This is a genomic window from Streptomyces sp. NRRL S-340 (assembly GCF_000720185.1).
Lineage (GTDB): Bacteria > Actinomycetota > Actinomycetes > Streptomycetales > Streptomycetaceae > Streptomyces.
In genome coordinates, this window is record NZ_JOIY01000084.1 from 1 (window position 1) to 11,048 (window position 11,048).

Below are 11,048 nucleotides of genomic sequence, written 5' to 3' on the forward strand. Positions count from 1 at the left end.
CTCGCGCGGGGTGTGGGACACCGAGGAGGTCGTCGTCGACCTGGACGTCGTTCAGATCGCGGCCGCCTTGCGGGCGGCGCGGTAGGTCAGGCCGCAGCTATGAGAGGTCGTCCGCCCCAGCGGATGCCCTGCGTTCTTGTCGTGGGTTCGAACTGGTCATCCGTGAGGTCAGCAGGGGGCTCTGGGTGTCGACTCTGCCGCAACGTACAGGGCGTGCTCCTGGCCCTCGGTGCGGTCGAGGCGGAACCAGTCGGGCATCTCCGCGAGGAACGCGTCCGCGCCCGTCCAGACGGGCGAGAAGTGGATCTCCCGGACGGTGTCGATCAGGTCGGGCAACCGGCCCTCCCGACGGGCCTTGGCCAGCTGCGCGGACAGACGGCGGTACATCGGCGCAGTGTGCGGCAGCGCACCCTCGGAGACCAGGCGGTACATGACCTGGCGCAGCGTGACCTTCATCGGCGCGTACCCGTTCACGAAACGGTATGGCCGGGCAGCGCGGGTGAGACCCACTCCGCCGCATCTGGCAAAAGTTGGCGCAAGCTGCATGCGGCGTCCTGGCCGATCTCCCGCCTCCGGTGCCGTCGTTCCTTGGCCGGAACTGCATATGGCCTGATCCGGTCTCCGGTCGTTCTCGGCTGGTTTCTGCTATGAGGGGCGGTCAGGAGGCTTGCGGTAGTTCTGGGAGCCCTCAACCTCCGGTGAGGTTCAAGGAGTTGATCAACCTCTTGTAGTGAGTATGCCAACCCGCATAGTGTCCAGTTGTTCGACCGCCGGGGGGCGGTCATATGGAAAGGTGTCCCATGGGCATCTATGCAAGCAAAACAGTGATGGCTTCCTCAGCAGCTACCCTGCTGCTCTGCATGGCCGCGGCGGGGACGGCGGCGGCAGACACAGAGCCGACATCGCCCGCCGTTCAAATTGCGGAAACCGCAGACGATCCGACCCCTGAAGCCCCGGACCCCGTGGACAACAACGATGGCCTGGCGGACGACACGGTAGAGTCTCCGATCACGGAAGCTCCGCATAACGAAAACCGGCCCGGCGCGATGGTCCCGCGATCACCCCGTACTACGGCATCACTGGGAAGTCCTCCTACTTCGTACCGTCTTGGTGGAATGGTACAGAATACAAGGACGGGCCGGGAGGGACCATGACCGTCAGTGTCACCAAAACCGGTACCATCTCGGCCACTGTAACGGGATGCGGCGAATTTTCGGCGGGCGCAATCATCGCGAAGGCCAAAACCACCGTGAGCGTTGCAATCGGGGATAGCTTCGCCATTTCGGTTGGGCATCAATACTCCCACGAAATCGCCAAGAACAAGTACGGGCACCTCCAGTATGGTTCCTGGGGCTATAAGGTTTCGTGGGCGAAGTACGCAAGCAGCGCCGACCGCTGCCACATAGTCAAGGTTGCGACAGGGACGGCGAAGCTTCCCACGAAGTCCATGGGATGGAAGTACTGGGAGACCTCATCGTGACCGCCATCGGCAGCCTGCTGATGGGACGCGGTCAACTTACGGTCGGGGCTGCTCTGGTGTCGGGTTTGCTCCTCGCGGGCTGCTCATCGTCCCACGAACACGCATCCAGCCGGACCACTCACACCACACCTTCGCCCTCCGCCAGTAGCACGGCGCCATCACAGCAAGCAGCAGAGCAACGGCTCATTGCTCAGGCGCAGAGTGTCCTGAACAGCACAGCTGCTGATGAGAAGGGGAAATTCGTCGCCTCGGGGGCGGAGCGCGTGCGCGATGGACTGCATACGCAGCTCGGACTGAGCAAAGGGCTTCAGTACCGCGTGGCGGTCATATGCGTCGGGAGCGGCGACGTGGAGGTCTCATTCGATCCTGCGGAGGGAACGAAGCCCAAGACCATTCCATGCGATCGATCCATGGAGATGGTTCGATTCCCGGGTTCTCCTGACCTACTGCTCGAAGTCTCCGGGAAGTCCAACGCAACAGGAGCAATCGCCTGGCGTGTCAGTAAAGTCTGACCGCAGCTTTCTGCAAGAAGAGGCGTGGCGGCGTTCGCGAACTTGCCGGTGAGGTGCGAGGCGGACACTCAACCCGGCATGGCCATAGCCACTCCCGCCTCGTACCTCCAAATCCGGCAGCAGCGCAGCCGGAGGGCCGGTCCCAGGGATGCGGACGGGCACGAAGTCGCCGGGATGCTCGGCACGCCGCTTCTTCCGGCTGGTGGCGCCTCCCCGCACGCTGGCACCGTGCGCTGCCGCACCTCCCCGCGACGGGACAGCGGGCGGATCACTCACTGGCGCGGTCCGGTGTCCCGTACTGTCCCTCGTTCGGGTGCGCGCGGTGCTGTTTCGCAGTTGCCCGCCCCTGGAACGGGCATTTCCGCGGCGATCGTTCCCGCCTGAAAGGAAGTGCCCCCATGTTCTGTGCGATCTCTCGCGTGACCGGTGCCGCTCTCGCAGCGCTGGCCCTGGCCGCTTCGGTCGCCGCCCCCGTCTCGGCCGCCGAGCAGATCCGGGCCCCGCAGGTCCGCAGCGTCGAGCTGTACCGCGGCACCCAGCAGGAAGCAGCCGGCATGCGCGTGGCGCTGTGCGTGGAGAACACCGGACCGCTGAAGGCAACCGTGACCGCGCAGGCAGTGCCCGTCGGGCAGAGCCCGCAGGGGAAGTGCCTGACGGTCACCCCGCCCCAGACGCACTCTTCGAGCCGCACAACATCTCCCGCAACGGACACCACCCAGATCCGCGCCCGTGACTACAACGCAGGCGAACTGACGATTCTGGAGAACGCCGACCTGAGCAATGTCAGTCTGCGGATCCCGGTCTGCACGGACACGGCCGACAACGAGCACATCATCGGAATCAACCTGCCGGTGGGCAACTGCACCAGCGTGCCCGGATCCGATCTCGCCCGCCTCTGATCCCGCTGTGACCGGGCGGATCTGGCACTGATTCTCACTGTGTCGCGCTACTGCAGCTGCGTCGGCATCTGGATCAGGCAGCCGCAGGTGCCGCCGTGGACAGCAGCGGCGACGGTCCCACCGTCAGGAGCTCCTGGATGAAGCGGACGCCGAGGCCGCAGAGGCACTCGTCTCCGACTCCTCCCGCGCCACCCGCAGGACGCAGTCGGCCAGCTGCTCCGCGGGGGGGGCGAGTCGGCGCCTGCCTTCCTGCGCCAGCCGGATCAGGGCGTCATTGATCTCGGCGATGTCCCGGCAGAAGGTGACACCGGGCACGCCGCGCGTCCACGTGTGAGAGATCCGCTTGAGGTCGAGGACGAACGCGTGCACGCAGGATGGCCGACTTGCCGCCGCCGGTACCTGCGGAGATCAGGACGTACGGGGAATCAGCGTCCAGGTTCGCGGAGCTCGGGCGAATCGCGCTGACGATGACGAAGCACCACTTCTGGTTGGCGTCGCCCACGCACTTGTGCTGATCGATCTTCGCGCCCTTGGGAAGGCAGGTGCAGCACGTGATGGCAGTGCCTGCGGGACGAGCAGCCCCCGTGTGCCGGGCTGGGCCGCGCAAATGCGGCGCTGCCTCCGTAGCCATCATGCAGCAGCCGGATAGAACGACCATGAGCAAGAGCAGTGCCAGGAACAGTACGCAGGCGGCGGGGCGGGGTTGGACACCGGCTTGCGCCTCGCCGACGGCGCAGATTCCCGAGCAGCCGCATCACCGTTCAGGCTGAACGGCATCGGGTGTGGGAGCTGCCTCAACCTTCGTACGGATCCATGCGTCTGACGGAACGCAACGATCCTCACACAAGGAGGTAGATGCATGGGAAAGGCCAGACTCCTGGTACTCGCGAGTGCGGTTGCGGTTGCGCTCGCCTCGACGGCAGGGGTGGCCTCGGCCGCCGCCGCGGCGCCAGGCCGAACAGTTTCGCATTCCGCAGCATCCGTACAGGGAGGACCGCCTGGCTGGGGATACATCGCCACCTTCCAGTCCCCCTACGACTGCAGCAACTACGGTGTCTGGGGGCAGAACACCGGTAAGTGGTCCGACTTCGTGTGCGTAGCCGCTGACGGAGCTCCGGGCCGCTGGGAACTCTGGGTTCCCTGACCCGTCGACCGAGGTGGTCTGCCGCAGCGCCGGCGGACCACCTCGCTCCGGACTCCGGCTAGGGCGTCTCCCAGACGCGAGAGGCCGGTTCTGGGGTCGACCTGAAGCACGGAACCGGCCCCTGGCTGAACGCCGAGGACCGGTTCGCTGCGGGTGTGCCCGGGGTGCGGTGGGGAGCCTGGCCGCTCCCGCCGGGCGAGCGGGTACAGCGGCGGCCGAGCGCCGGCACTTGACCGGCTCGAATCACGCGGTGGTCCCCGCGCACCAGCTCACACCGCGCCCGCCCAAGCTGCATGGACCCGAAGGAGTGTGAGTGGCTGCGGACCGTGGGAGCGCCCTGGGACTTTTCTGGGACTTCCGGCTGCATCAACGAGCACGAGAGGGAAACAGTGGAAAGAGCATTCGTGCAGGTCAGTGGCGCGTGATCGGCCATCTCTGCAGGTCACACCGCTGGCTGGTCTCTAGCTCAGCTGTACATCGTCTTGCACGACAAGCGCAACGGCCCGCCGTATCCGAGGTCAGGCACTTCCACAACCTGACGTGACGTCATCCGAGTGCACTCAGGCCCACGGCTCTGACCAGAAGTGATAGCGAGCTGCGACTGGAGTACTAGCGGGGACCTCAGACTCTATGGGAGACCGGCTCCGGATCGGCGTCGAGCGCGTCGAGCACTGCGCCGCTGTTCGTCCTCGCCCAACTCGGAGCGCGTTCGACCCGGTTCGCTCTCGACGGGCCGCGGACGAGCGTGCAAGATCGTCCCTCGTGAACATCATTCCCACGCCCATTCGCACAGCTATGCGCCGAGGCTCGCTTTTCGCGGTTCTCCTCGCCCTGTTGGGCACGGCGCTGCTCACCCTTGCCGGGAAGGCGGACGCTGCCCCTTTCTCGGACTGCCCCGCCGACCGGTTGTGCCTCTACGACGGCAGCGGCGGGACCGGCACCCGCACGGACGTCATCGAGGGCGCCACGGCCGAGCGGGACTCCGGCACCATCCTGTCCGTCAAGAACAACACCCGCATGTGGGCCTGCATGTACGGCAGGCCTGAATACGGCGGCGGCCTCCAGACCGTCAAGCCGACCTCCCCCGACGAGTACGTGGTCGACGGCACTCGCTGGATCATCGGCTCGTACAAGCTGGTACCCACCCGGGCCTTGTGCTTCACCGGCTACGAGCGCTGCCAGGACACCCAGGTCTGCACCTTCGCCGAGCGCAACGGGCGCGGCGCGATGACCGTCTTCGACAAGCCGGACACCGACCCCGACACCCACAACTACGGCAACAGCTACGGCTCCGGGGCCCCCTCCGCGTCCGTGTCCAACCGGACCGGCAAGCACCTCTGCTTCTACCCCACCGCCACGTACGAGGGCACCTGGACGCAAGGCAGCACGACCTACGGCGCGTACGTCGTGCTGCGCGGCCAGAGCGTGACCGTCCCTGCCCCGTTCGCGGGCACCTTCCGCTCCCACGAACTCGTCAACGGAACCTCGGAGTGCCAGTGACCACGCCCCTGCGCCCGGCCCTCGCCGTGGCCGCCGCCCTCACCGCGGCCCTCACCCTGACCACGTCGACCGCCACCGCCTCGCCCACGACGACCGAGCCCAGCCTGCTCGCCGCGAACTGGACGCAGGCCGACGTGCCCGGCGCCAAGGATCTCCCCGTCGGAATCACGGTCACCAACTGGACCGAGAAGAACCTGGAGAACCGCACCAGACCCCGCCTCCTCCAGGTCGTCGAGATCGATCCCACCACCGCCCCGCTCGACCTGCAGAGCACCGTCGGCGCGGGCGGCGACGGCCTGGCCGAGACGGTGGCCGACCAGCTCGCCGGGGTCAGCCCGGTGGCGTCCCGGCACCCCTTGGCCGGCGTCAACGGCGGCCTGTTCAAGTCGGAACCCGCCCACCCGCAGCTGAGAAGCACGGACCGGCCCGTCACCCTCCAGCACGTGGGCGTCTCGGTCACCGACGGCGTGCTGCACAGCGCCAGTTGCCTCGGCCCGGACGGCAAGGGCACGAACGGCGCCGTGATCCAGTACGGCGTCCCCTACATCACCAAGCTCAGCACGAAGCTGCGCCTGACCCCCTCCGACGGATCCGGGACCGTGGCCTTCGACGACATCAACCGCGACCCCGGCCGTGCCCGCGGCTGCGCCCGCGACGGCGACGACCGGGCCCTCACCGAGGACCAGGCCGGCGGGCAGAAGAGCGTCTACGTCGACGCCGACGAGATCATCCTGTTCACTTCCGACTACAAGTACCCGGTGCCCAAGCCCGGCCTCGACCCGTACGTCACCACGGACGACGACGCGGGCTACGAGGTCGTCCTCGACTCCACCGGCAAGGTGACGGCCGCCCACCCGGGCCGCGGCGGCGGCAAGGACAGCACCACCGAGGTCTACGTGCCGTCCGACGGGCGCATCCTGCAGGGCACCGGCACCGGCGGCACCTGGCTCCGCGATCACGCGCGCCTCGGCAGCACGCTCACCGTCTCGCAGAAGCTCACCGACGAGCGGTTCGGCCGGGAGATCCCGCTGGACCCGTCGGTCGACGTCGTCAGCTCCTTCCACCAGCTCCTGCGCGACGGCGCCGTCGCAACGGAACTGCCCAACACCTGCGGAGCCACGGGCCCCGGCGCCGACGGCACCCCCATCTGCACCGACTCACGGGTGGCCCTCGGCACCAACGTGCGCGGCCACACGGTCCTCGTGACGCTGACGGGACAGCCCCGGACGGACAACACCACCACCCACGAGGACGGGGCCTGGCTGCACGCCTGGGGCGAACTCCTGGACTCCGACGAACTCGGCCTGATCGACGCACTCAACCTTGACGGTGGCGGCTCGGCGACCCTGATCACCGCCACCAGTACCGGCGGCACCGTGGTGCGCACCCCGCCGACGGACCGGGTCAGCGGCGTGTACGTGCACCGGGCGGTCGCCGACACCGTCTACGCCGGGATCAGCGGCTACGGCATGTACAAGAAGTAGCGTCGCCACCAGGCCGTCTCGTTCGGATCTGCTTTCGTTGGGCCGCCTGTGCCGTTGACTGACGCGCAGCGGGCGCGGATTCGACCGTTCTTGCCGACCGGACGCCGAAGCGTGGTGGCCGGTGGCGTGATCATCGTGAAGTGATCGACGCGATCGCATCCGAGTTCCGGACCGGTTCGCGGTGGGTCCACCTGCCGAAGGTGGGTCCACCTGCCGAAGAGGTACGGCAACCGGCGGGGCGTCTGCAACCGGCTGCGGATGCACCAGCCCGGTCGCGGCCCGCCAGGCCGTAGCCGCCGGCGTCGCGGCGACCGAGTCACTGGCGCCTCGTGAGGGACTCGGGCGCGGAGGACACCACGCCCCCTCACGCCTGATGCACCGTCAGGTAAGTCAGCAAAGGGTCAGCATTGGTACGGCTGAAGCTGCCCGCAGATGCCCCTACGTTGGACATCGCAGGCAGCTTCAGAGGCATGCATGCGGCTGGTGCCGAACACAGACGCCGTGGGATTCCCGCGTTGCCCGGCAGGCGCGGAAGCGATCACGGCTTCCTGGCAGACGGCTCCTGTTCTCGCAGGTCAGCGCTTGTTTCCTCGGGGTTTCAAGGCTGTGTTCGGCAGCTCTGGCGCGGGCAGCGGAGCCCCGTCGTAGCCCCGCACCTCGCCGAAGCGGGTTCCCTTCATCCAGTCCTCGCGAGCCTGTACGACCTCGTCGTGAGACCGTCCGATGAAGTTCCACCACATGATGATCTCCTCGCCGAACGGCGGTCCGCCCAGCAGGACCAGTCTCGCCGTTTCACTTCCCCGGTTCGTCAAGGTAAGGGCGGTGCGGCCGGGTGCCGCGTAGCCGAGGTCGGCCGGTTCGAGGGTGGTGTCGTCGAGGACGATGCCGCCCCTGTCGACCAGCACCCCGTGCTCGAAGGCGGGGTCCACGTCGAGGGTGACGGTGGCGCCGGGGGTCACGGACAGCTCCGCTCCCAGCAGCGGCGTGAAGGTGCGCACCGGGGAGGTGTCCCCGGCGAGCGATCCGAGGAAGACGCGGGCCTCGCCGCCCTCCAGTGGCACGGCGGTGGGGACGTAGTGCTGGAAGTCCCTGGCCGTGTCGCGGTGCTGTGCGGGCAGGGCGACCCAGAGCTGCACGCCGTGCAGGACGGTGGTGGCGGGGGTGGACACCTCGGAGTGGCTGATGCCGTGGCCGCTCGTCATGAGGTTCAGCTCACCGGGCCGGACGAAGGCGTGGGTGCCCAGGCTGTCCCGGTGCTCGATCTCGCCGCTGAAGAGCCAGCTGACCGTCTGGAGGCCGATGTGGGGGTGCGGGGCGACGTCCATGCCACCGGTCGACGCCACGTCGTCGGGGCCGTAGTGGTCGGCGAAGCACCATGCGCCGATCAGCGTGCGGGCCCGCTGGGGCAGCGTGCGCCGCACCCGCATGGCGCGGGGCCCGCCCAGCGGGACGTCCCGGGGGCCGAGGACCTCGATGTCCGCCGGGGCCGGCCCCGGCCTGCCGGCCCCGGTGTCCGGACCGGCCTCAGTGTGCGGGCCGGCCTCGGCGACGGTGCCGCAGATGAGCTCGGCGGGCCGGGTCTCGGTATTGCTCACCGTTCGGCTCCTTCCCCTCAGAGAAGTTCGATTTTCAACATTAACGTCATGATGATAGGACGTACACCCGAACACCGCCCGATGAAGGAGACCACGTGCCCGAGACGGCGCCGACGACCACCCGGGCACGGGTCTTCGTCGACAAGCAGAGTCCCAGCGCCTACCGCGCATTGTCCGCGACGGCCGAGGCGGTCCGCGCGGTCGCGGCCGACGCCGGACTCGACCGCCGGCTCGTCGAGCTGGTCAACATACGTGTCTCGCAGCTGAACGCCTGTGCCTTCTGCCTCGATCTGCACACCAGGACCGCCCTGCGGGCCGGCGAGACCACACGGCGCCTGGGTGTACTGCCCGCCTGGCGCGACACCCAGCTCTTCAGCCCGCGTGAGCGCGCCGCGCTCGCCCTGGCGGAGGCCACCACGCATCCGGCCGACGCGGACGCACAGGACAGCGCCTACGGCCTCGCGCGTTCCGTGCTGTCGGACGACGAGATCTCCGCCGTGGTCTGGGTGGCCATCACCATCAACGCCTTCAACCGGGTCTCCGTCCTGAGCAAGCACCCGGTACGCGAGGTGTCCGGCACGCCCGCCGGCTCCCGCTCCCCCGGTTCCGGCGCCCGCCCGGTCTGACCGGGCTCCGCCGGGTGCGGCACGGGCGGCCCTCGACCGGGCCGCCCGCCTGTGCGCTCAGGCCCGGACCAGAGGAGTGTCGACCAAGTGCTCCGCCAGGAACCACGTCTGCAGTTCGCCGGTACGGATCACCTGGGAGACCAGCAGGTCGTTGGTGCCGTCGTCGCCCTGCTCGGCCACCCGGGCCGCCGCGTCATGGGCGTCGGCCAGGATCGTCTCGTGCGCCTCCAGCAGACGGGACAGCATGGCGGGCACCTCCTCCACGCCGTCCGGCGGGCGCGGCACCGACGTGATCTCGGCGACATGGCGGGGGTCCCCCACCGCCACGCCGCCCAGCGTCTGGACGCGCTCGGCGAGCGTGTCGACCAGGGCGAGCTGCTGTGCCGCGTGCTGGTCGAGCACCAGGTGCAGCTGGTAGAAGGTCGCGCCCCGCATCAGCCAGTGGTGCTTCTTGTAGAGGCCGTAGAGGATCTGCGTGTCCGCGAGCACCTGGTTGAGCCGCTGGCAGGAGTACATACGTGCCTCGAAGGACAGCGCCAGCGGAAACTGCTTGACGGTGCCGAACTCCTGGATGATCCGGCCCTTCTGGTGCAGCCGGGGCTGGCTGCCGGCCTGCGCGTGCGAGGTGTCAGTGGTCATGTTCCGCCTCCTGCGGTTCGTGTGCTGCGTACCCGGATGACGCTAGACGTGCTGGTCAGGGGCGCCTTGCCGCAGAGCGCACGGGCGCGTGCCCGACAGCGCAGACACCCGCCGTCCGGCCCGCCGCGGCCCCTTTGCCCCTCCCCCGTCGAGCCTTCGGTGCACGGCGTACCCCGGCCTCCGCGCACCGGCCCCCGTGCACGGTTCCACCGCGCGCCTGCCCCCTCCCGCGCTGCTCTCCGGGACCGCATGCCGAAGGGCCGCGCGGACGAGTAAGTCGTCCGCGCGGCCCTTCGGCATGGCGTGGGTCAGCCCGTCGCGGCGACCGCCTCGCGGATCACGTCGGCGACCTCGGCGGCCCGGGAGACGGCGACCGCGTGGGAGGCGCCCTCCAGCTCGACGATCGTCGCTCCGGCACGCTTGGCGCCGAAGCGCTCCACCTCCGGGTCGATCGCCCGGTCGGCGGTGGCCACCACGGCCCAGGACGGCTTGGTCCGCCAGGCGGCGGCGGAGGCCGTCTCCTCGAAGGCCGCCGCGGCGAGCGGACGCTGCGCCGCCGCCAGGACCTTCGTGGTCTCGGCCGGCACATCGGCGGCGAAGACCGCGGGGAAGGCGTCCTCGGTGATGGTGACCTCGACGGCCCGGTCACCACCGGGCACCGGGTACGTCCACTCCTTGAGGTTGCTCACCAGCGGGGAGGCCGGGAAACGCCCCTGCAGCTCGCCGAGGCTCTCCCCCTCCTCCAGGACGTAGGCGGCGACGTAGACGAGGCCGACGACGTTCTCGGTGGTGCCGGCCACCGTGATGAGCGCGCCGCCGTAGGAGTGGCCGACCAGCACGACGGGCCCCTCGATCTGGGAGGCGACCGAGGCGACGTAGGCGGCGTCGGCCGCGAGGCCGCGCAGCGGGTTGGGCGGGGCGATCACCGGGATGCCGTGGCCCTGGAGGTGCTCGATGACACCGCTCCAGCTGCCGGCGTCCGCGAACGCGCCGTGCACCAGGAGGACGGTGGGGGTGGATGCGGGTGTGGTCATGGTGGGGATCCGGTTCCGTTCAGGACGTGCGCAGGAGGGTTCAGGCCTGGTGCAGGGCGGCGCGCAGGGTGCCGGCGGCCATCGTGATGGCGGCCTGGGCCGCGTGGGTCTCGCGCAGGGCGTTGAGCATCACGA

The 11,048-nt window shown here is 69.0% G+C and carries 11 protein-coding genes; 6 read left to right on the forward strand and 5 right to left on the reverse strand.

What is annotated here, in order from left to right:
* Window positions 1-168: 168 nt before the first annotated feature.
* Window positions 169-474 carry a hypothetical protein gene (locus IG64_RS36890; protein WP_234438749.1) on the reverse strand — a complete coding sequence of 102 codons (306 nt, stop codon included), beginning with the start codon at window positions 472-474 and terminating at the stop codon, window positions 169-171.
* Window positions 475-1,150: 676 nt separating this feature from the next.
* Here IG64_RS36890 and IG64_RS39875 point away from each other — a divergent pair.
* The 3 genes from IG64_RS39875 (at window position 1,151) to IG64_RS36895 (ending at window position 2,891) form a co-directional block, all read left to right on the forward strand.
* Entirely contained in the window at window positions 1,151-1,480 is a 330-nt protein-coding gene (locus IG64_RS39875) for a hypothetical protein (RefSeq protein ID WP_234438750.1), read from the forward strand.
* A complete protein-coding gene (locus tag IG64_RS41405) occupies window positions 1,477-1,992 on the forward strand; it encodes a hypothetical protein (RefSeq protein WP_158771757.1) in 516 nt (171 codons plus the stop codon). The genes IG64_RS39875 and IG64_RS41405 overlap by 4 nt, the downstream gene beginning before the upstream one ends.
* 398 nt (window positions 1,993-2,390) lie before the next feature.
* Complete coding sequence (locus IG64_RS36895; RefSeq protein ID WP_158771759.1) at window positions 2,391-2,891, forward strand: hypothetical protein; 501 nt, start codon at window positions 2,391-2,393, stop codon at window positions 2,889-2,891.
* A 123-nt stretch (window positions 2,892-3,014) separates the two neighbouring features.
* Here IG64_RS36895 and IG64_RS36900 read toward each other — a convergent pair whose 3' ends face one another.
* The gene (locus IG64_RS36900) at window positions 3,015-3,260 is read right to left on the reverse strand and encodes a hypothetical protein (protein WP_037864831.1); all 246 of its coding nucleotides are present in this window, start codon (window positions 3,258-3,260) and stop codon (window positions 3,015-3,017) included.
* Window positions 3,261-4,869: 1,609 nt separating this feature from the next.
* On the opposite strand from IG64_RS36900, the gene IG64_RS36905 reads away from it, so the two are divergent.
* Both IG64_RS36905 and IG64_RS36910 read left to right on the forward strand, forming a co-directional pair.
* On the forward strand, window positions 4,870-5,535 hold the full coding sequence (locus tag IG64_RS36905; protein WP_234438751.1) for a peptidase inhibitor family I36 protein: 666 nt from the start codon (window positions 4,870-4,872) through the stop codon (window positions 5,533-5,535).
* A complete protein-coding gene (locus tag IG64_RS36910; RefSeq protein ID WP_051813823.1) occupies window positions 5,532-7,019 on the forward strand; it encodes a phosphodiester glycosidase family protein in 1,488 nt (495 codons plus the stop codon). The genes IG64_RS36905 and IG64_RS36910 overlap by 4 nt, the downstream gene beginning before the upstream one ends.
* 575 nt (window positions 7,020-7,594) lie before the next feature.
* On the opposite strand, the gene IG64_RS36915 is transcribed toward IG64_RS36910, so the two are convergent.
* Window positions 7,595-8,614, reverse strand: a complete 1,020-nt coding sequence (locus IG64_RS36915) for a pirin family protein (protein ID WP_037864837.1) — start codon at window positions 8,612-8,614, stop codon at window positions 7,595-7,597.
* Window positions 8,615-8,709: 95 nt separating this feature from the next.
* Here IG64_RS36915 and IG64_RS36920 point away from each other — a divergent pair, with 95 nt between their 5' ends.
* Window positions 8,710-9,240: a carboxymuconolactone decarboxylase family protein gene (locus IG64_RS36920; RefSeq protein WP_051813825.1), complete on the forward strand. Its 531-nt coding sequence runs from the start codon at window positions 8,710-8,712 to the stop codon at window positions 9,238-9,240.
* 57 nt (window positions 9,241-9,297) lie between these two features.
* Here the strand turns inward: IG64_RS36920 and IG64_RS36925 are convergent, their stop codons facing one another.
* Entirely contained in the window at window positions 9,298-9,879 is a 582-nt protein-coding gene (locus IG64_RS36925) for a Dps family protein (protein ID WP_037864843.1), read from the reverse strand.
* 308 nt (window positions 9,880-10,187) lie between these two features.
* The gene (locus IG64_RS36930) at window positions 10,188-10,913 is read right to left on the reverse strand and encodes an alpha/beta fold hydrolase (RefSeq protein WP_037864844.1); all 726 of its coding nucleotides are present in this window, start codon (window positions 10,911-10,913) and stop codon (window positions 10,188-10,190) included.
* Window positions 10,914-11,048: the final 135 nt, after the last annotated feature.